We start from the raw sequence: 21,862 nt of genomic DNA, 5'->3' as shown, positions 1-21,862 counted from the left end.
ATTTGAAAAAGGCGAAGCTTCATCGGGCATAGGAAATCAAGTCTTGAATTATTATGTTTTTCTATTGATTAAATAGTGTTTTTTTGAAAAGATCTAAGTTGCTATTATTGCTGACCTTTAGCTTGTTGGCAGGATTATGTAGAGCACAAACTTATCGGTTAGTGGATGTGAATGCCTCCGATTTTCCTGTGGTTGAGGCACAGATTGAGGTCTTGGATGTTGATTTCGATGCTGAAGAATTTAAGGTGGATAGTATATCTATTTTTGAAAATGGCCAAAATATCTTGCCCATTAGTAGCAAGCCACCTTCTATTAACCCAAAAGCAATGCCGTTATCCGTTGTGTTTGCTCTTGATGTTTCGAGTTCTATGAATGGTCGGCGTTTTGATATCCTCAAAGCAAGTACCAGGAAAATAATTCGAAAATTACCGCTGGAAATAACGGAAGTGGCAATCGCCACATTTAATGCTGAAGTAACTTTAAATCGCGACTTTACCCACAATTGCACTACACTTATTAATTTTGTTGATCGTTTGAGTGGACTGGGAGGAACCAGTTTTGAAGCGGCTTTTTTTACCAAAAATACAGGACTAATAGATATCGCTAAAAAAGGAAAGTCTGACAATAAGCTAATCATTTTTATTAGTGATGGAATGGCCCTTGTAAACGATAAGCGGGTTGCAGCATTGGCCAATTCAGATTCAATAGTGGTCAACTGTATTACGATTGACAGGCCTATTAGTAATCAGTTGAAATACATTTCGCTGGAAACGGATGGAAACTATTACAGTGATTTGAGCAGCGAAGAAGAGATTGACTGGGCCTTTGAAAGAATATATAATAAGTCCCAGGGAAACAGTTATGGTAAGATAAGATGGAAATCACGTTATAGCTGCCATCCGGAAAAATCAACACAACTAAAGATAGGGCAGCAAACCTTTTCTTTTCAATACCAAATACCCGGGAAAATGGTGGGCCGTATTGAAGTATCGCCTGATCAAGTTAGCTTTAGTAACGACAAACAAGCTGGCATCGCGTTTGAACCTGTTTTTATAAAAGGACATAATGTTGATCTTAATATTACTTCCGTCGAAAGCACTAACCCTGCCTTTTTCGGAATTAAGCCGGGAACTTTTCCCCTTACTTCAAAAGCAAATGAATTAAATCTGCTTGAATTATCATTTTTGCCTAATGACAGTATTCAGGCCGCTGCAAAATACACTATTAAAAGTAAAGGTTGCCCTGATGTTTATGTGAATGCATCGTCACAGGGGCGGGAAAAATTAGTTTTAACGAATCCGGTTGGTGGAGAAGAATATACCAGGGGAGAAAAAGTGCCCGTTACATGGAGTGGAATTACCAAGTCGAAACCTGTTGATTTGTTTTATCAGATAAAAGGTGACAACAAATGGCTATCAATAGGGTCAGCGACTGGCTATGAGAAAAATTGGAAGGCTGTTGCATTAAATGACTCTATTAGAATAAAAGGTGTTGTTTCAGGCGATATAACTTTTGGCAATTTACTCACTGCTCCTGTTTCTATAGATGATGGCTCTTCTTTTCAATCAGCATGCTACAGTAAATCAGGTAACGAAATTCTTAGTTTGTCAACAGACGGAACATTAAAGAGTTGGAGTGCCAAAACTGGAAAACCAGGAAACACATTTGAACAGGTCTTTGAAGGAGATTATGCTTATATGCCCGGATTTAACCGGGTAGTCGATGTAACTTCTGATAGCATTAAGGTATATACTAACCGGAATGGTTTACTAATGAAAGAAATGCCGCTGGGGGAGGGGAAAAACCTCACTTCACTCACTCATGTCAATAACAAAGAACTTTATGTGACCTTAAATAATTTTCATTATTTGTCACACGCGGAAGATTCAAGATTTATAGATGTTACCAGCTCTCCCAAGATCAATTATAGTATTGCCAGAAAAAAGTCTAAGCTTCATGTTTTTAAAACAGGAACCTCTAAAAAAGAGTTTTCCATAAATACTGGCCCATCATTTCAAAAATCCATTTTGCACCGGACAAGATCCATTTTAGCGGTGTCAAACACCAATAGTACACAGCTTTATAATTTAAAATCAAAATCTTTAGAGCTTAACCTGGAAGGTGAATCCTTTTATCAGTTCTCAGATTGTCCGCGATTTGTTATTACACAAGATACCCTGAATTATAATATTTACTATTTAAAAAATGGGAATCGGGTTTTTTCATTTAAAAAGCAAAACGAATTTGACATATCACCCAGTGGTTTATCCATTGCACAAATTACAAGTGATAGCTTGACTATTACAGATATTTCTACCCGTGAAGTGTTGTACTCAAAACCTCATAAAGACGTTGCTCAATACCAGTTTTTCCCGGAATCAGATAAATTTCTTTTTCTCCAAAAAGATTCTCTTGTAATTTTGGATTTATATAGCAAAAGAGCAGCTGATAAGTTTTTTGTTCAGTCAGACCTTATTAAAAAAATTGATGTATCACCCAATGAATCTTCCGTCTTAATAACATGTGATAATGTTATTGCTTCTCTGGAATTAGAGGACCTTTTGAAAACTTCTTCACTAGAGATAAAAAAGAAACTTGATACCGATGTTACGCCTTTTTTTAATGTATTATCCCCTGAGCCGGGGGTAGCAGAAAAAATTACCTTTCCTAAGCAATATCTTCAAATTCCTGTAGAAGATATTTTTTCTGACATCATTAATAATTCCGGAAAGTATCCTGTTTTTATTGACAGCATCTATGTTGAAAGTGATAACTCATGTTTTAGCCTGGTTTCAGCCCCTGGAGGTTTTGCAATTAAAGCCATGGAGAAATCTGAGGTTGAGTTGCGTTTCACCCCGCTAAAAACAGGACTGAATACAGAGGAGTTGGTCATAGTAAGCGGAGATAAAAAGTATATCTGCCGGTTAGAGGGTACAGGCATGGAGAAAGGCTTTGATCATCTCTCCGGTCAAATTAATTTTCCGGCAATAAATGTATTTTCATCTGGCGACACCATTGTTCCCTTAATAAAAAACACAGGAACAGAACCGCTTTCTATAACTGGTCTGCGGATAAATACTCAACATAAAAGCAATTTTTCTATTGCCTCAACAGCTAATAGCAGAAACCTTTCTCCGGGCGATACGCTTTGGGTAAACGTTTCTTTTTCTCCGGAAGTCAGAGGCCGGCAAAATGCCTTCATTCAGTTGCGGGTTGACAATAAGGATTGGCTAAAATCAAGCAATTTATATGGCGAGGGTATTGCCAAACGAAATGTGATTATAGCAGGAAAAACAATGCATGGTATTACCAAACAACCCATGCAGTCAATTATAGAGATTACCGACTTAAATTCAGGCAATATAGTGCATCAAAAGCATACCAATGATGGGGGAGCTTTTGCCATAGAGGCTAATACAGATCTTAATTACAGCATTAATGCAAATCTGAATGGTTATTTTTCGTCGAGCGAAAATGTAAATTTAACAGATGTTCAAACGCGTGATACAATATGGGTTAATCTGGAGTTAATCCCAATAGGCCAATCATCAGCTATCAAATTGAATAATGTATTCTTTGAAACCGGCAAGGCTGAAATACTTGATGTTTCAAAAGCAGAACTGCAACGGGTGGTGACTTTTTTGAGAAACCGTAAGGATTTGAAAATTGAGGTACACGGACATACGGATAATATTGGAACTTCAGAAAGTAATAAGGTTCTTTCCCGGTTAAGGGCTATGGCTGTAAAGGCTTATATCATTCGGCATAATATTTCTGATGATAGAATCTCAGTCAAATATTTTGGTGAATCTAAGCCCATTGGCGATAATAGTACTGAAGCAGGAAGAAAAGCAAATCGAAGGGTGGAAATTGTTTTTGTAGAATGAGTAAATAGTGGATTTCAATTTGTTTTAGAATACTAATAAACTATTAAATTTTGAGATATCTCCAGCCCGGCGGAGATTGTATCTGGGTCGCATCACATATGTAGTTAGCGCCTGTAATAAAATTTGGTAGTATGGAGACTACAGATGAAAAAATGACAAAGTTGCAGACTTGGCCGAGCCGGGGGATACCGTTAAAGACGCACGGCCGTGCGTCTCTACTCTACCTGATACTGAACCATGCTGCTTTGCTTACAAAGAAACTTTGCCAATTGAGAGGCTTGCATGCTACACTTGAAAACAGAAATGCACTTTTCTCATTTGCCTGATCCCGATAAATGTGGAACAAGTTATGGTTCAAATCTCTTCAGGATTGTATCTGTCTAATGTGGTTCAAATCCTATGTCTTCCGAAGGCCTCCAATGTGGCGGGTTTACTAATAACCATAACTATTCTCTGGTACATACCCAAAGGTCGGCGACTTTTTTATATTTTTGCAGCTTGTATTGAACAACAGAGCATAGATTTATAGTATTATGGAAATAGCAAGCAAATACAGTCCGGCCGATACCGAAGGCAAATGGTACAGTTACTGGATGGAACAGGAGTTTTTTAAGTCTGTTCCCGACGAGCGTGAACCCTACACCATGGTGATTCCTCCACCGAACGTCACCGGTGTTTTGCATATGGGACACATGCTGAACAATACCATTCAGGACATCCTGGTGCGCCGAGCACGTATGCAGGGTAAAAATGCTTGCTGGGTTCCTGGTACCGATCATGCCTCCATTGCTACCGAGGCCAAAGTGGTGAACAAACTTCAGCAGGAAGGAATTTCCAAATACTCACTTTCCAGAGATGAATTTCTGAAACATGCCTGGGATTGGACTGATAAGCATGGCGGTATCATCCTGGAGCAGCTCAAAAAACTGGGCGCTTCATGCGACTGGGATCGTACCTGCTTTACAATGGATGAGGTTCGCAGCGAAGGCGTTATCAAAGTATTCGTTGATCTCTATAACAAAGGCTATATCTACCGTGGTGTGCGAATGGTGAACTGGGATCCTTCCGCCAAAACAGCTCTTTCTGATGAGGAAGTGATCTACCGTGAGGTGCAGTCTAAACTTTACTATGTACGTTATCAGGTAGAGGGTGAGGAGAATGAATATGTAACCATTGCCACCACACGTCCCGAAACCATTTTGGGTGATACTGCCGTTTGCGTGAATCCCAACGATGAGCGTTTCAAACATCTGGTCGGTAAAAAAGTACTGGTGCCATTGGTGAATCGTGCCATTCCTGTGCTTGAGGATGAGTACGTAGATATGGAATTTGGTACCGGGTGTTTAAAAATTACTCCGGCGCACGACATCAACGACTACGAAATCGGCATGCGTCACAATCTGGAAAGCATCGATGTTCTTAACGACGACGGAACAGTTAGCGAAGCTGCCGGACTTTACGTTGGCGAAGACCGTTTTGATGTACGCGATAAAATCGAAAAGGATCTTGACAAGGCCGGAAATCTTGTGAAAGTTGAAGATTATACCAATAAAGTAGGCTATTCCGAACGTACCGATGCTGCCATCGAACCAAAATTGAGTACTCAGTGGTTCCTTAAAATGTCAGAACTGGCGCAGCCTGCTTTGAAAGCGGTAATGGAAGATGAGGTTCGTTTTCATCCCCCAAAATTCAAAAATCTCTACCGTCACTGGATGGAGAATGTGAAGGATTGGTGTATCTCTCGTCAGCTTTGGTGGGGCCACCGGATTCCTGTATACTATTTGTCTGATGGCAGCTACGTGGTAGCAGAAAGTGAGGAGGAAGCTCTTAAGATGGCCCGTGATAAGAGTGGCAATGCCAACTTTACCCCGGATGATTTGAAGCAGGACGAAGATGTACTCGACACCTGGGCCTCTTCATGGTTATGGCCCATCACAGTCTTTGACGGCTTCAATCCCGATAACAACGAAATTGATTATTACTATCCCACCAATGATTTGGTAACGGCTCCCGAGATTATCTTTTTCTGGGTGGCACGTATGATCATTGCCGGATACGAATACCGTGGGACTTATCCGTTCAAGAATGTATATTTTACCGGAATTGTACGCGATAAGCAGCGTCGCAAAATGTCCAAATCTCTGGGTAATTCACCCGAACCGTTGGAGTTGATTAAGCAATATGGTGCCGATGGGGTGCGCATGGGGATGTTGTTGTGCTCTCCTGCCGGAAACGACATCTTGTTTGATGAAAGCCTGACCGAGCAGGGACGTAACTTTGCCAATAAAATCTGGAATGCTTTCCGGCTGGTGAAAAACTGGGATGTTGCAGCCGGAGCAGAGCAGCCCGAGAGTTCAAAGATTGCCATCGATTGGTTCCAAAACAAACTGATGGAATCGGTTGAGAAAATCAACGACCATTTCGATAAATACCGCATTTCAGATGCTTTGATGGAGGTTTACCAGTTATTCTGGAACGAATTTTCATCCTGGTACCTGGAGTTGATCAAGCCTGCTTATCAGCAACCCATCGATGAAAAAACTTATGAAGCAACACTGAAATTTTTCGATGATCTGGTGAGACTCTTGCATCCGTTTATGCCTTTCATTACCGAGGAAATCTGGCACCATCTTGCAGAAAGAAAAGAGGGGGAGAGCATCATGATCAGTCTTCAGCCCCAGGCAGAAAAATATGATGAGGCACTGTTGGCCCAATTCGAATATGTAAAAGAAGCCATTGCCGGCATTCGCAATCTCCGTAAAGAGAAGAACTTGTCGCCACGTGAAGCACTTAAAATAGTGGTGTTGACCGGAAAAGATGGTTATTTTAAGCAGATGGATCCTGTGTTGAAGAAAATGGCCAACCTGGAATCTATTGAAACCACTGATGAGAAACTGAGTGGAGCGGTTTCATTCCTGGTCAAGTCGTCCGAGTATTTTGTGCCTCTTGAGGGATTGATAGATACAGATGCTGAGATAGCTAAGCTGGAAGATGAGTTGAAACGCATGCAGGGATTCCTGAATGGCGTGATGAAGAAACTCAGCAACGAGAAGTTCGTAGCCAATGCTCCTGATAAAGTGGTTGAGATGGAGAAAAAGAAACAGGCCGATGCCGAGGCAAAAATTCAGGTGCTTGAAGAGAGTATCAAAAATCTGAAGGGATAAAAATTATTTGAGACTTATTGTGAAAAAAAGAAAGCCTGTCACAAAAGTTCAAATCTGATGTCATTCTGAGCTTGTCGAAGAATCTGTTCGTTTGATAAACAGATGTTTCGACTGCGCTCAACATGACATGTTTTTTACTTTTTATACGGCCTGCTTAAAAATATTTGAACATGGGAAAAAAACTTAAATTATCCAGCTTGCTGACACTGGTTGTGGTATTATTATCCACCGGTTGCACACAAAAGTATCCGGGCGTACCGGAGAAGTATCATACCGATCTTGATACAGCACTTCAGGATGCCGGAGAGAACCGGGTTCAACTGAACGCAGCTTTGACTGAGGTGCCCGATTCTCAAAAGGAGGCTATGGCGTTTTTGATTGCGAACATGCCTCAGCGGGATTTAGAGAACCTGTCTGCCCAATTCCTGAAAGACAATGTTAAGTATGCTTACAAAGCACGCGAAGCCTTTTCGTGGACAAAAACAGTACCTGATTCTATATTCTTTAATGAAGTGTTGCCTTATGCATCTCTGAATGAACGTCGTGATAACTGGCGGAAAGATTTCTATAACCGTTTTTATCCCTATGTGAAGGATGCAAAATCCATGAAAACTGCTATCGATTCGGTGAATAAAAATATTGCCGCCGAAGTCGATGTGGAATACAACACTAAGCGTGAAAAGCCCGACCAAAGTCCTTATGAGTCCATGGAGCAGAATATGGCTTCCTGCTCGGGTTTGTCGATTTTGCTCACAGATGCTTTCAGGGCTGTAGGAATTCCTTCACGAATTGCCGGAACAGCCAGCTGGCACGACGACCGTGGTAATCACAGTTGGAATGAGGTTTGGGTCGATGGCGATTGGTACTTTACAGAGTATTATCCCAGTGGATTGAATAAGAGCTGGTTTCTGAACGATGCCGGGAAAGCGGATAAGAATAATCCCAAATATGCCGTTTGGGCTTCCAGCTTTAAAAAGACCGGTAATCCCTTTCCTCTGGTATGGGACATGAGCATCAAGTATGTTCCGGCAGTGAATGTAACCGACCGGTATGTGCAGCTTTACCGGGAGCAACAAAAAGCTAAAGTGGCATCCGGAGAACTGGTTGAACTGGAAGTCATCATGCTCAAGAATGATAAGTGCTCACTTGTAGGGGACGATCGAATGGCTGTGAATGTGGATGTGTTCAAGGGTGACGAGCAGATTGGCGGAGGTCGTACCAGTGGCCCTACTCAGGATATGAATGATTTTCTTACGCTTTATGTGGACAAAAATTCCACTTATACTTTTCGCTACACCAATGCCAATAAGGAAATTGTTAATATACATAAGGAAGTGAAGGAAGAACCTGTGCAGGTACGACTCTACATGGAAGTTGAGGAATAAGCGAGACCGAAAATATCGCAACAAAAAATCGTGATATCTGACAATAGATCGTTAGACTTTTAGATATAAGATTTAAGATAGATCATATAACACTGATAGTCTGGGCTTTAAGACGGAAAACTATTCATCCCCAAGAGCTTGAACTTTAGACTTTTATAAAAGTTTAACGGAGTATTGATCTGAAGTATTGCGGTTTTTTTTATTCTCATTCACTGGTGTCCGGTTAAAGTATTCGTCGAATTTGGCTATTTGATGAAAATCAATTCGTTTGACCAATTTTACTTAGGTGAGGGCTTGCTTTTCGCATTAAGAAAATCTCGTGAAGAAAATCAGAGTCTTTTCCGTAAAGAAATCCGGATTGTTTGAGCGAAGCGAGTTTCCGGATTTTAGGAAAAGACTCTGATTTTTAGAGATTTTATTTAAGCGACGGCATTTTTTGTTTACTTTTTTTTGCTGTTGAAAAAAAGTAAAAGCCAGCGCGGCTTGAGCGCAAAGTAGAAAATATTATTGTTTACCGGACAATAATGATTCTCATTAAAGCAAAAATCATTTGGTAAAAACCTTCTAGAGCAATGCAGGGTAAACCTCAAAAAACAAAGTTCAGGACACTGGATGTTTTTCTTATCAGTCTGGCCCACCATATTCATGATATCTATACGGCATTTTTGGCGCCTGTTCAGGTATTGCTCATCGAAAAACTTTCTATAAACTATACTCTATTCGGATTATTGTCCGTTATTCAACGCTTGCCAACACTTTTTAATCCATTGATGGGGATACTGGCAGACAAGGTCCGCATCCGGTATCTGATGATTGTGTCGCCAACGGTGACCGCTGTTGCAATGAGTTTGATTGGAGTTGCGCCATCTTATTCTTTTTTGGTGATATTGATGCTGCTGTCGGGAATTGGTTCAACCATGTTTCATGTACCTACCCCGGTGATGGTAAAACTTGTTGCAGGAAAAAGAACCGGCAGGGGCATGAGTTTTTATATGGTGGGAGGTGAACTGGCCCGTACCCTGGGACCAATAGTTGTGCTTGGAGCCATTGATGTATGGGGGTTTGAAGGAATATTTCGTCTTATCCCTGCAGGATTGCTTGCGTCCATCATTCTTTTTGTGCGATTTCGAAATGTTGATCTGCGTAAACAAGTCAAAAAGGGGTCACAGTCTGTTTCTTATCTGCTTACTCTGAAAAAGTACCTGCCGGTCTTGCTCATTATTGGGAGCATTACGCTTACCCGGGGGTTTATGAAAAGCTGTCTGACCTACTATTTGCCTGGTTATATGGAGAGCATCGGTGAATCCCGATGGATGGCAGGGATTTCACTGTCCGTTATTTATCTGTCGGGTGCTGCGGGAACATTTCTCTCAGGTACTATTTCCGATTTTATCGGGCGTAGAAATACCTTGCTGATTGTGGCCATTATATCCCCTTTGTTACTGGCAATGTTTATTTACTTTCGTGGCGTTTTTACTTTTCCCCTGCTCATTGCCATGGGCTTTTTTCTTTTAGCACCCACGCCGGTTTTTCTGGCCATCATTCATGAGTTAAAAACAGAGCATCTGCCCTTTGTTAATGGACTGTATATGACAAGTAATTTTATTCTCGGGGCCTTTTCAACCTTAATTACCGGTTATGGGTTCGATCACTTTGGCAATGAAACAACTTTTAAGTTTGCCGCTGTAATGGCACTTCTGGCAATTCCGGTTACCATTTATATTAAAAAGAAAAATCCTTTCAGCGAAAACTAAAAAAACAGGCTAAAGTAATGTGTTTTTGGACCATTACTTTAACCTTATTTTGAAAAAAAACTTGTTATGTTGGCTTGCAGTATGGTTTAATAACTTACCATCCGGATGTGCCTGATGTGGTTTAATTCAATATTTTCTGACGCCTAAAGCGCTTTCAGACTCATGTCTAAACTGCGAATATGATGCGTAAGCGCACCAACTGAAATATAATCTACGCCACATTCTGCATAACCGCGCAATGTCTCTTTAGTGATTCCTCCGGATGATTCGGTTTCATAGCGGCCGGCGATTAATTCAACAGCTTCCCTGGTGGTCTGTGTGTCAAAATTGTCAAGCATGATCCGGTGAACGCCGCCCGTTTCAAGGACTTGGTTAAGTTCATCCATATTGCGGACTTCAATTTCAATTTTCAGATCTTTACCGATTTCTTTCAGATATTGCTGAGTCGCTTTTATGGCATTTTCAATACCTCCTGCAAAATCGATATGGTTGTCCTTCAGCATCACCATGTCGTAGAGGCCCATCCTATGATTCTCACCACCTCCGATTTTTACAGCAGCTTTTTCGAGCATACGCATGCCCGGAGTAGTTTTCCGGGTGTCAAGAATTTTGGTGGGTAAATCTTCAATCAACCGGGCATATTCTCTGGTATGTGTAGCAATGCCACTCATACGCTGCATAACATTAAGAGCCAGACGTTCTCCTTTAAGCAGGGTGAGTACTTTTCCCCTAACGGTGAAAGCGATATCGCCCGGATGCACCAGTGTGCCATCTCCTAATAATGGGCTGATATCAATATCTGTTTGTAAATGTTTGAAAATCTCAAAAGCCACATTTACACCTGCCAGCACACCGGCTTCCTTTACCAGTAATTGAACTTTGCCTTCAGAATCTGCAGGGATACATGCTTGTGACGAGTGGTCACCATCTCCAACATCTTCCTGCAGGGCATTGGTGATGAATTTTTTCAAATAGTCTTTATCCATTTATCTAGTCTTGTTTTTCGATCCTGATTTGATGAATTAAGGGTTTTCCTTCAACCTCTTTTACTAGAAAATACATTCGGTATTGGTTCTGGGGGCATTTGTATTCACCTATGGCATAAGTGGCATGCTGCCTGGTTCCATGATGAAGTACACGGAAGGACGTAACTTTATGGCTTTCAAAAAAACTTTTTAAAATGAAATGCGCCTGCTCTTTACTGTATATTCCCGATTCTTCCGGCAAAACGAGTTCCACCCTTGAATTTAGAAAAGGTTTGAGTTCTGCAGCATTCCCTTTTTTAACGGCTTCAACCACCTTGGGAGGAAGGGGGCTGTTATTTGAGTTGGTCTGCCCGTTAAGAGGAAGCAGGGAAAACACAATCGCTAACACAATTATAATACTTTTGAAATGTTTCATCCGTATAAAATTTATTTGTTAAGGCCGGATGGAACTCGCATGACTGAACTTTATACAAGTTCTTTTGTGAAAAAGGCTGTCATACTCGTTTCATCTGCTTTTAATTTACTTAATTAGAGTCCGTCTATAAACTAAGCAAAACTTGCTTCTGGTCATGTGTTTGTCAAGAAAGTGCCAGTTACAAGGCTTGCGAAGCCCGAAAATACGCAGTTTACTTGAGTAAATGAGTAATTCTCGGGCAAGCGTAACGCAGTAAATGGTACTTTATGGACAAACTCTAATTATGGTCAAATTTCTTTTTTTATGAATCAATACTCCGTTAAACTTTTTCAACATAGTCGTAAACAACTTGTTGCAGGTATGCTTTGAGTTGGGCTAATGTGCAGGTTGTCAGTGTTGTAAGATTTGTCTTACATTCAACCTGACTGCTGTCAGTCAGGTACTAAAACTCTAGCGATCTATTATGAATTATTGTTTCTCCAAAATACTTCAGATGTTTTTCTTTGACCTTCTGAGCGGGTTTTTGAAAGCCTGAACTCCTCGTTTATTCTGCTTAGTTCCGGAAAACGTCTTCAAAAATACGGAAGTCCTGCTATACAAAAGTAAAACATTGCAAAAATTAAACCACACTCCAACTGTTTTTTAATATGAAGTATTGACCTTGTCGAACTTAGTTTCATAAGCCATCAAATATATGAAAGTTTTTAAGTTACCCTTACTTAGCTGAAGATAAACGTTTAGAAAAAGTTTGTACCGGTACTGAAGCGTCGCCGGGCATCTGGGTAAGAAGAAATAATTCCTGAATTATTGGGGGAATGAAGTGTTTTTCTGACAATTTGATTTGTTAAACACCCTTTCCCACTTTTAAATTTTATTATAGGAGCTGCTGAAAAAGTCAAAAGGGCAGAATTTACAAGCCGCCCAATCGAAGGAGTATTGAGTTACTTCGAGATTGTGGCGGTGAAGTAAATTTTGTTCTTTTGATTAGCCATTTTCATATAATCAAGTGCAAAGAAATTTGAGTTTATTGTGAAATAACCTTGCACTAAAGTGTTTCTTGAGGTGTATTAAGGTTTTAATAGCTAATAACATAAGCGTTTTTCAGCGCTCCCTGTTGTATCTGGTCGTTAATAGCTATTTTTGTAGTTCAGTTTAGCAGTAATACAATGCGTTGGACCTAAAAAATAAATATTAACGAATGAAGGTACTTCTTTTAATGGTCGGGAAAACCTCTGAAAAATGGCTCAATGAAGGTGTTGAAAGTTATTATAAACGACTTAATCATTATCTGCCCTTTGACGCTAAGGTGCTGCCCGATATAAAGAATGCAGGAAAAATTAAACCTGAAGCTTTAAAACAGTTGGAAGGCGAAGCTATTTTGAAAGTTCTTGATAAGTCGGATAGACTGATACTTTTGGATGAGGGAGGCAAACATTTTTCGTCACGGGATTTTGCAGGCTTTATGGAGAAGCAGATGCTTGCAGGAACACGCCGGTTAGTCTTTGTCATAGGAGGTGCCTGGGGATTTTCAGACGAGGTTTACAAGCATTCAAACTCAAAAATATCGCTTTCAAGGATGACTTTTTCTCACCAAATGGTACGATTAATATTTGCTGAACAATTGTACCGAGCCATGACCATACTCAAAAACGAACCTTATCATCACGATTAAGGGTTTTTGCATGGTTATTGTTACCTTCATGTGAAATTTAGAGATATAGGTTTTTCCAGGCTTTGCTTTAGTTGTTTTAAACCTGTTTTCTAATTAATAGTCCGTTGTTCCCCGTAGGTGGGGTTGTAATCGGTTAATTCTTAATAGTTTGTGTTTTGTGAACTTCTGTTTTAAGATGCAGATATTCAGTGTTTTGATAATTAATTTGAATCTAAGATCTAATGATCTGTTGTTTTAATCCTCATTATTAACTCTATGTCCGGTAAAAAAATCTGGTGGATACTTATATTTTTATTTCTAGCAGGAACAACGAGTGGGTTGTTCCTGGAGTTTTTCTTTACCGGAGAACGAAAACAGGAACTGGATGTATCCCAATTGGAAAAAGTCATTCAGAAACGACAGGTCTACTTAAACGAGTTACTCAAGAACTTTCCCGACAGCATATTGAAAACCCCATCCCAAACATGGGCTGCCATGGATTCTATCTCGGAAACCGGAAATGATTTACTTGTTTTTAAGAACAATAAATTGGTGGCCTGGTCCGATCAGGGTTTACCGTTACAGGATGTGCATCCCGTTTTTTTATCACAACCTTTCATCAAACTCGACAATGGGTGTTATCTGGTTCAGCAAATGCGGCAGAATGACTTTTTGCTGGTCGGCATGTACAAAATAAAGCAGTCATTTCCTTATCAAAACAAATACCTGAAGGATCGTTTCTTATTGCCTCTTGCCCTTGCACCTTCAGTTGATATTGTACGCAATCAAAATTCCTTTTACAAGCCTGTTTACGGGTTGGAAGGAGAGTACTTGTTTTCCGTCAGTAATTTAATGCGTCGTCAGAAGACTAATTCAGCAGGGATCTATGTCTTTTGGGCTTACTTGCTTTCCGTGCTGGCTTTATGGGGGATAATCCTTATGTGGTTAAAGCAATCCAGGGGGCATCGGTTTCAAAATATTCGATTGCTGCTCGCCATTGGCGTGTTTTCTGTTTATTTTTACTTTGCGTTTTGGCATTCAGGCTTGTCAGCTTTTCAGGATCTTGGGCTTTTCTCGCCTCTGCATTTTGCTATGTCAGACCTGTTTTCTTCTTTGGGGGCCTTACTTCTTTTTGCCATCTTTATCTTACTGATCTCTTTTTTTATTTTCCGATTCTTTCGATGGCCGGTTTTCTTAAATGGGAATAAAGACCGACCCTTTTCTACAGCTGCATTATTTTTGCTTTTCTTTTCTGGCGTTCAAATTTGGATGCTTTACCTGATGCGGCTCATCTATAAATTGGTGGAGCACTCCTCCGGCCCCTCTGTCTTCTTTAAAGTTATTGAGATTGACGAAATAGCGGTCACTAAAATATTTATTCTGGCTCTGCTGTTTTTTTCATTCATTCTGATTATTGAAAAGGTAATCCGTCTTTTTATTTTCCGTATCAGCAGAGCTCAGTTGTGTCTTCTAATTGCCGGATCCACCATTCTGATAGCCTTACTTTGGGGAGGTTTGGGTTATGGCTCGAGTGACTGGTCAATACTGTTTGCCGGATTGGTTGGTTTACTATTGGCAATGGTGAAGAGAGACTTCCGGCTGCATCATTCATACAATACTTTTTTATGGTTGGTTTCATTAATAGCGTTGTTTTCCGGCACCGTTCTTATTGATCGGACTATTCAAAAAGAAGAAGAAAACAGGTCCTTACTTGTAGAAAATCTGTCTTATCAATTGTTGCGGGAAGAAGATCCTGTTGCAGAGATGTATCTTAACGATATTGAGAGGCAGATTTTGCAGGATGCGCCCCTTCGGCAGCTATTGGCGCAAACCAATATCAATCAGTCAGCCGTAAGGAATCATTTGCTAAAGTATTATTTTTACGGCTATTGGGGCCGTTACGACATGCAAATTGTGCCTTGCTGGCCCGGAGGTAATGTTGTTTTTGAAGAGACCGGAGAAGCCTATAATTGCTATCAGTATTTTTTCTCAATAGTTCACAAAGAAGGCAACCTCATAGATGGCAACAACCATTTTTATTATTTAAATAATGACAATGGAAGGGTTTCATATTTAGGGGCTTTCCGTTTTTTTGAAGGACATCCGCTGGAAACAACTTTGTTTATTGAACTTCAGTCAAAACCATATTTCGAAGGATTGGGATATCCTGAATTGCTTATAAGCCAAAAGGAACAAGCCAGGTTGGGGCTTTTTAATGACTACAGTTATGCCAAATATGTAGATGGCCATTTAGTTAAACGTTCCGGGGAATACGATTACCACGGGACTTTCAGGCAAATGCAATTCAGTGAGGAGTCTAAAATGTATATGAAGGAAGGAGGCTATTCGCATTTGGTGTTTAGTCCTGAACCTGATACTGTTGTTATTCTCAGCCGTGAAGATCACTCTGTTTCAGATATTTTTATAGCATTTTCTGTGTTCTTCATTTTCTTCTTCATAACAGGTTTACTGCTGGTAGGACTGACACAGGCCCAGAGCCTTTCCTTCACATTTAAGCTGTCTGTACAAAAAAGAATTCAACTGTCATTTGTTGGCCTGATGCTTTTCATACTGTTGGTTGTTGCAATTGGTACCATCTTATATACTGTCAACCAGTTTAAAAATAAACACGAGGAATTGCTCAATGATAAGGTGCAATCAGTGTTATTGGAGTTGGAGTCTAAGATAGGGTTAGAAGGTTCGTTGAATGAAGGAAATGAAAAATATCTGAACTATCAGCTTCAGACCATTTCAAATGTTTTCTTTTGCGACATTAATTTATTTTCAAAGGATGGCTCACTGCTGGCGTCCTCACGTCCCGAGCTATTTGATCAGGGACTGATAGGAAGTCAAATGAATCCCTCTGCTTATTATGAGCTGGTTTTTAATGGTGCTTCCCGCTTTCTTGGAGATGAAAGAGTTGGTCGTCTGGAGTATACATCTTACTACGTTCCGTTTTACAGTCGGGATGATGTTCTTCTGGGATACGTAAATGTTCCCTACTTTGTGGCTAATAATGAGTTGCGGGAAGAGGTGTCTTCAGTTGTTATGACCGTAGTCAATTTTTATTTATTGTTCTCCTTCATTGTGATTGGTATCGGGGTCTTTTTGTCAAGACAGATTACGCGGCCTCTTCAGGTCTTACAATCCAAGTTGTCAGAGCTGAAAATTGACCGTCATAATGAAAAGATCGACTATCAGGGTGAAGATGAAATTGGAAGCCTGGTTGGGGAGTATAACCGGATGGTCGATGAATTATCGGAAAGTGCTTCCAAGCTTGCCCGCACGGAACGGGAATTGGCCTGGCGTGAAATGGCCCGTCAGATTGCACATGAAATAAAGAATCCGCTTACTCCGATGAAACTTAATATTCAGTACTTGCAAAGGGCATGGAAAGATAAGGTGCCGGATTTTGATGCTTTTCTAGAGCGGGTAACCGGAACTCTGATTGAGCAGATTGAAAAATTATCTTCAATTGCTACCGAATTCAGCCATTTTGCCAAAATGCCGGCTGCTAAACGAGAAAACATTGATTTGATAGAAAAGGTTAGAAGCAGTGTGACCTTGTTTTCTAAAGTTGATGAGGTAGAGATTGTTACTGATTTTGGCAAGCATGAATCCTTAATTGTGAATGCCGATGGAGAACAGATGCTCGGGGTTTTTAATAATTTGATTAATAATGCTGTTCAGGCTATTCCTAAGGATCGAACAGGGCGAATTAAAATATCCGGATCGGTAGAAGGCGGGAGTGTACTCGTTAAAATCCGGGATAATGGAAAAGGCATCCCGGAAGAAGTCCGCGAAAAGATGTTTGTTCCCAATTTCACGACTAAAACCAGCGGTATGGGACTGGGATTAGCCATTGTTAAAGGAATCATTGAAAGTGCAGGAGGTGAAATCTGGTTCGAAACTCAGCAGGGAGAAGGATCCACATTTTTTATTCAGCTACCGCTCTCTTCCCAGTCCTGATTTCTGATTACCCGGGTTTCAGCCCATCGGTCAGCAATACGTACCTTGTGAATGATTAAGTAGTACAAATCAAACAGGTTCAGTATTGGAATTATAAGCACAAGTCCCCGTATGATAGATTTCTCAGGCCATCCTGATAAGGACGAGTGATGGGGTAGGGCAATTGTCCGCAGGTTGAACAGTTTCTTGCCAAAACTCTGGCCATCCAGGAATGAAAAAGAATCTTTAGCTAATAAATAGATCAGGCCAAACATCCACCCTATTTTTGGAAAAAGGGATAGTAATGCAGCTACAATTATATCAATTAATCCGGCCAGGATGCGTTCTCCTAAAGAGACCTTTTCCCAGGGTAATTTTTGGTTTTCTTCCGTTTCCATATGTTGGCAAAGATACGAAATTGGAACCGGAATTAAATATCTTCCATTTTTATGATCCCATTCAGGATGGCATAAACAGTAAGACCCGAGACGGTTTTGATGTCCAGTTTCCTTGTAATGTTTTTGCGATGCGAAATAACAGTATGCGTACTGATAAATAGTTCTGAAGCAATCTCTTTATTGGTGCGCCCCAATGCAACATGTTTGAGAATCAGTCGTTCCCTGGGAGTGAGTTCTTCTGTTTCCCCTTTGTCATTATCCTGGGTTGCATATTGGCTGATGTGGAAAGAGAGTTTTTCTGATAATTTATTCTTGGTATCAAAAACTGATATCTGCGACGAAGGGCTCTCTGCCGGGAGAGGTGTATTTAAAATGTATATAATACGTGCATTTTCATGAAGAATAGATGTGAGTTTCTCATTAGTGACGGGCATTGTTATGGCTGAATTGAGCAAAAGAATATCCGGACTGTATTCTTTCAAGGTGAGCATAATGGTTTCGGGATGTCCTGCTGCCTTGAGCTCGGTGACGCCATCTGTGTGCTCCAGAAGGCTAACCAAACCTTTTCGAACGAGATAGGATGTTTCTGCAATTAATACTTTGGCCATAATGAAAAGTGGTTAGCCTGGAAATTTCTTTTTGAATTCCTCTTCCAGTTTTAGAACCTGAGGGATTAATACATTTTCTTCCAGAATGGTGTGATCGTTTAAATCATTTCCAAGCCGGAATATTTCAACCAAAACATTAGTGAAAATACAATTGTCTGATGGAGGGGCCAGATATTTTAGAAGAATGTTTCTCAGGTCCACAAGCTTTTCTTCGATATCGCTGTGTTCATCCAGAAAATCCTTAATAGTGTATCCCTGGATTTTCTCCCAAAAGTCCTGATCAGGAGCTTCTTTTGCGAGGTTTTCCTCCAACCGGAGAATGTATGGAAATATCTTTTCCTCTTCCAATTGAATATGGGAAGAAAATTCGGTTATGTATTCTCTGAAAAACTTGAGCATAAGCTGCATGTTGTGACCGGCTGAGTGGTCAAAGCTTTCCATCTGCACAATCTCATTTTCTATCCTGGGGATGTAATAATCTACGTAACAGGAATGTGTAGACCTTAAGTACTTTACGAGCCATTTTACAGGGTGGTTCATTAAGGTTTCACCCGGAAAAAAATCACGCTCATGAAACCATTTGACAAGATTAAGGAAAAAGTGTAAATCAATGCCTTGTTCCTTACACACTGTCTGAATGGTTTTGTCCTTGAAGCCAAAAGGAATTTTAAGTCGTTGGAGTACAGCCAGTAATTCAAAATCCGACTGCACCAAATCCGACATTTTCATGTTGGGATGTATGTGCATTACAAGGATTATTTAGAATAAATACAAATATAGGGATATTTAGGGACTTTTGAAAAAGTCAAAAGGGCAAAATTTACAAGCCGCCCAATCGAAGGAGTATTGAAATACTTCGAGATTCGGGCGGTGCAGTAAATTTTGTTCTTTTGATTAGCTGTTTTTTTATGATTAAGTGCAAAGAAATCCGAGTTTGATGTGGAATAACCTTGCACATAGGAGTTTGATGATATGATTTAAAGTTTTAAACGCTAATAAAGTAGGCGTTTTTCAGCGCTCCCTATTTATTTCTTTTTGAAGAGTATGTTCATCGGTACCCCAGTAAAATCCCAGTTTTTTCTGAGTTTGTTCTCCACAAATCTGCGGTAGGGTTCCTTTACATATTGTGGGAGGTTGCAGAAAAAGGCAAAAGTCGGCACTCCCGAAGGAAGTTGAGTGATGTATTTAATTTTAATGTATTTCCCTTTGTTGGCCGGTGGCGGGTAATTTTCTATTATTGGCAGGAGAAAATCATTAAGCTTGGAGGTGCCTATTTTCCTGGATTTATTTTCATATACTTTCACAGCTTCCTCGAGGGATTTAAATATTCTTGTTTTTTCGGTGGCTGATGTAAAGATTATAGGATAGTCGGTATAAGGAGCTGTTTGTGCCCGCAAAGTTTCAGCAAAGTTTTTGGCTGTATTACTCTCTTTTTCGATCAAATCCCATTTATTTACCAGGACCACCACGCCTTTTCGGTTTCGTTCGATCAGGCTGAATATCTTGTGATCCTGGCCTTCAAATCCTCTCGTTGCATCGATCATGAGAACGCATACATCAGAGTTCTCAATAGCTCTGATGGCCCGCATAACCGAGTAAAACTCCAGATCTTCATGTACTCTGGCTTTTTTGCGGATGCCGGCAGTATCGACCAGTAAAAAGTCGTGACCATACTTATTGTAACGTGTAAAAATGCTGTCCCGTGTTGTGCCCGATAGTGGAGTGACAATATTGCGTTTCTCTCCAATTAAGGCATTAATGAGAGACGACTTTCCTGCGTTAGGACGTCCCACCACAGTGAAACGGGGTATTTCAGGATCTTCTTCATAGGTTTGTTGGGGTAACGTTTTTACAAGATGATCCAGCATATCTCCCGTTCCGGCTCCATTAATTGCAGAGACAGGGAACAAATCTTTTAACCCCATTGAATAGAAGTATGAAGCTTCCGGGATTTGCTGATGATTGTCTACCTTATTTACAGCAATGATAACATTCTTTGCTTTTCGTCTAAGGATTTCAGAAACTGCCTGATCGTAATCTGTAATTCCGGTAATAACATCTACGACAAACAATATTACGTCCGCTTCTTCTATCGCGATTAAAACCTGATCGCGAATGGCTTCTTCAAAATGATCTTCTGAATTCACTGCATATCCGCCTGTGTCTACCACAGAGAAGCGTACTCCATTCCATTCGGCCTTTCCGTAAATACGGTCACGTGTTACTCCGCTTGCTTCATCTACTATGGCCTGACGTGATTCTGTAAGGCGATTGAATAGTGTCGATTTGCCAACATTTGGCCTTCCTACTATGGCTACAATATTTCCCATCTTATCGTTAGTGTATTTTTGCTTCTATATTGTTTTGGCCCGTTTTTACTCACCTCTAAAACCAGGAAAAACGGGATAATGGAGGGCTGTTGCCCTTCATCATCAACTGATTTCATCATCATCAGAATGATGACCTTAAAATTTTAAGGCGGGCAAAATTAATAAAAATGATTGATTTACAGATAAATCTACTGGTCGTATCCGAAATTTTTTAGAAAGTTGTCGGTGTCACGCCAGTCTTTCGAGACTTTTACATAAAGTTCCAGGTAGACCTGTTTCCCCAAAAATAATTCAATTTCTTTTCGGGCATCAATACCCAGTTTCTTAAGTGCTTTTCCCTGATGACCTATTATAATGCCTTTTTGAGAATCCCGACTTACATGAATGATACATCTTATGTCGTGTCTCTTTTCGCCTTCTTTAAACTGTTCCACCTCAACTTCTACCGAGTATGGTATTTCCTTTTGGTAGTTAAGTAAGACCTTTTCCCTGATTATTTCTGATACAAAAAACCGTTCCGGTTTATCAGTAAGGGCATCCTTATCAAAGAAGGGAGGAGAATCAGGCAGCAATTCAACAATTCTGTCATATAGATTCTGAATATTGAATTTATGAAGTGCAGATAAGGGGTATATTTCTGCTTCCGGCAATTCCTTTTTCCAGAAATCCACCAAATCTTCCAGTTCTTTTTGCTGAATCAGGTCAATTTTATTGATGGCCAAAAGCACCGGAACCGTGGCCTTCTTAACCATATTTAGAAATTCATCGTTCTTATCCGGAGTTTCTACAGTATCTGTAATATATAATAGTATATCAGCGTCGGCTAATGCAGACTTTGAAAAGTGCAGCATCGACTCCTGGAGCTTATACTTTGGCTTAAGTACTCCGGGGGTGTCTGAAAATACAATCTGATAATCTTCTTTATTAACAATTCCGAAAATACGGTGCCTGGTGGTCTGGGCTTTTGAGGTTATAATTGAGAGTCTTTCCCCGATAAGTTTATTGGAAAGGGTTGATTTTCCGACATTCGGATTGCCTATTATATTTACAAAACCCGCTTTGTGTGTCATAGCTTAATTTGTGTTGAATTTTCTGCGAAGATACAATAAGTATAGGGATTAATGAGAATCTCTGTTTCAATTCCACATTTCCAACCATTTTTTATTGACAAGAATTACCGTTTTTGGTATTTTTGTTTTCCTGTCAAAAATGCTCCGAAAAAAAGTCTTATTGAAAATAAGCGACTTAAAGAATATTTGGAAAAAAGATTGCAAAAGGGTTTGGAGAAACGAAATAATATCTGTTATCTTTGCACCCGCTTTGCGAGAGAGACCAA

The 21,862-nt window shown here is 40.2% G+C and carries 13 protein-coding genes; 6 read left to right on the top strand and 7 right to left on the bottom strand.

The features are described from left to right. Positions 1-83 precede the first annotated feature (83 nt). From DDZ16_RS17915 to DDZ16_RS17895, 4 genes are all read left to right on the top strand, one after another. The gene (locus DDZ16_RS17915; RefSeq protein ID WP_146192259.1) at positions 84-3,887 is read left to right on the top strand and encodes an OmpA family protein; all 3,804 of its coding nucleotides are present in this window, start codon (positions 84-86) and stop codon (positions 3,885-3,887) included. Between the two features lie 533 nt (positions 3,888-4,420). After that, positions 4,421-7,051, top strand: a complete 2,631-nt coding sequence (locus DDZ16_RS17905; protein ID WP_109265858.1) for a valine--tRNA ligase — start codon at positions 4,421-4,423, stop codon at positions 7,049-7,051. 170 nt (positions 7,052-7,221) lie between these two features. After that, positions 7,222-8,436 carry a transglutaminase-like domain-containing protein gene (locus DDZ16_RS17900; protein ID WP_109265857.1) on the top strand — a complete coding sequence of 405 codons (1,215 nt, stop codon included), beginning with the start codon at positions 7,222-7,224 and terminating at the stop codon, positions 8,434-8,436. 572 nt (positions 8,437-9,008) lie between these two features. Then, positions 9,009-10,190, top strand: a complete 1,182-nt coding sequence (locus tag DDZ16_RS17895; protein WP_109265856.1) for an MFS transporter — start codon at positions 9,009-9,011, stop codon at positions 10,188-10,190. A gap of 143 nt (positions 10,191-10,333) precedes the next feature. Here the strand turns inward: DDZ16_RS17895 and nadC are convergent, their stop codons facing one another. Next, positions 10,334-11,176 carry a carboxylating nicotinate-nucleotide diphosphorylase gene (gene nadC / locus DDZ16_RS17890; protein ID WP_109265855.1) on the bottom strand — a complete coding sequence of 281 codons (843 nt, stop codon included), beginning with the start codon at positions 11,174-11,176 and terminating at the stop codon, positions 10,334-10,336. 4 nt (positions 11,177-11,180) lie between these two features. After that, a complete protein-coding gene (locus tag DDZ16_RS17885) occupies positions 11,181-11,591 on the bottom strand; it encodes a DUF4783 domain-containing protein (RefSeq protein ID WP_109265854.1) in 411 nt (136 codons plus the stop codon). A gap of 1,198 nt (positions 11,592-12,789) precedes the next feature. Between DDZ16_RS17885 and rlmH the strand changes: the two genes are divergently transcribed. Next, on the top strand, positions 12,790-13,263 hold the full coding sequence (rlmH, locus tag DDZ16_RS17875; protein WP_109265853.1) for a 23S rRNA (pseudouridine(1915)-N(3))-methyltransferase RlmH: 474 nt from the start codon (positions 12,790-12,792) through the stop codon (positions 13,261-13,263). A 255-nt stretch (positions 13,264-13,518) separates the two neighbouring features. Further along, on the top strand, positions 13,519-17,211 hold the full coding sequence (locus DDZ16_RS17870; RefSeq protein ID WP_109265852.1) for a sensor histidine kinase: 3,693 nt from the start codon (positions 13,519-13,521) through the stop codon (positions 17,209-17,211). On the opposite strand, the gene DDZ16_RS17865 is transcribed toward DDZ16_RS17870, so the two are convergent. From DDZ16_RS17865 to era, 5 genes are all read right to left on the bottom strand, one after another. Then, positions 17,184-17,588 (bottom strand): RDD family protein, encoded by a 405-nt coding sequence (locus tag DDZ16_RS17865; RefSeq protein ID WP_109265851.1) that lies wholly within the window; start codon positions 17,586-17,588, stop codon positions 17,184-17,186. The genes DDZ16_RS17870 and DDZ16_RS17865 overlap by 28 nt on opposite strands. Before the next feature lie 32 nt (positions 17,589-17,620). After that, positions 17,621-18,196, bottom strand: coding sequence for a response regulator transcription factor (locus tag DDZ16_RS17860; RefSeq protein WP_109265850.1), 576 nt, complete (start codon positions 18,194-18,196; stop codon positions 17,621-17,623). Positions 18,197-18,208: 12 nt separating this feature from the next. Further along, the gene (locus tag DDZ16_RS17855; RefSeq protein WP_109265849.1) at positions 18,209-18,943 is read right to left on the bottom strand and encodes a hemerythrin domain-containing protein; all 735 of its coding nucleotides are present in this window, start codon (positions 18,941-18,943) and stop codon (positions 18,209-18,211) included. A gap of 278 nt (positions 18,944-19,221) precedes the next feature. Further along, positions 19,222-20,526, bottom strand: a complete 1,305-nt coding sequence (der, locus tag DDZ16_RS17850) for a ribosome biogenesis GTPase Der (protein WP_109265848.1) — start codon at positions 20,524-20,526, stop codon at positions 19,222-19,224. 188 nt (positions 20,527-20,714) lie between these two features. Beyond that, complete coding sequence (gene era / locus DDZ16_RS17845; RefSeq protein ID WP_109265847.1) at positions 20,715-21,596, bottom strand: GTPase Era; 882 nt, start codon at positions 21,594-21,596, stop codon at positions 20,715-20,717. Positions 21,597-21,862: the final 266 nt, after the last annotated feature.

The organism is Marinilabilia rubra, assembly GCF_003121985.1.
GTDB classification, from domain to species: Bacteria; Bacteroidota; Bacteroidia; order Bacteroidales; family Marinilabiliaceae; genus Marinilabilia; species Marinilabilia rubra.
Note: the sequence above shows the minus strand (reverse complement) of the source record. Positions and strands in the feature narration are given on the sequence as shown.

Coding starts and splice junctions, on each gene's coding strand:
- DDZ16_RS17905 (WP_109265858.1), top strand. CDS start 4,421: ATGGAAATAGCAAGCAAATACAGTCCGGCCGATACCGAAGGCAAATGG.
- DDZ16_RS17900 (WP_109265857.1), top strand. CDS start 7,222: ATGGGAAAAAAACTTAAATTATCCAGCTTGCTGACACTGGTTGTGGTA.
- DDZ16_RS17895 (WP_109265856.1), top strand. CDS start 9,009: ATGCAGGGTAAACCTCAAAAAACAAAGTTCAGGACACTGGATGTTTTT.
- nadC (WP_109265855.1), bottom strand. CDS start 11,176: ATGGATAAAGACTATTTGAAAAAATTCATCACCAATGCCCTGCAGGAA.
- DDZ16_RS17885 (WP_109265854.1), bottom strand. CDS start 11,591: ATGAAACATTTCAAAAGTATTATAATTGTGTTAGCGATTGTGTTTTCC.
- rlmH (WP_109265853.1), top strand. CDS start 12,790: ATGAAGGTACTTCTTTTAATGGTCGGGAAAACCTCTGAAAAATGGCTC.
- DDZ16_RS17870 (WP_109265852.1), top strand. CDS start 13,519: ATGTCCGGTAAAAAAATCTGGTGGATACTTATATTTTTATTTCTAGCA.
- DDZ16_RS17865 (WP_109265851.1), bottom strand. CDS start 17,588: ATGGAAACGGAAGAAAACCAAAAATTACCCTGGGAAAAGGTCTCTTTA.
- DDZ16_RS17860 (WP_109265850.1), bottom strand. CDS start 18,196: ATGGCCAAAGTATTAATTGCAGAAACATCCTATCTCGTTCGAAAAGGT.
- DDZ16_RS17855 (WP_109265849.1), bottom strand. CDS start 18,943: ATGCACATACATCCCAACATGAAAATGTCGGATTTGGTGCAGTCGGAT.
- der (WP_109265848.1), bottom strand. CDS start 20,526: ATGGGAAATATTGTAGCCATAGTAGGAAGGCCAAATGTTGGCAAATCG.
- era (WP_109265847.1), bottom strand. CDS start 21,596: ATGACACACAAAGCGGGTTTTGTAAATATAATAGGCAATCCGAATGTC.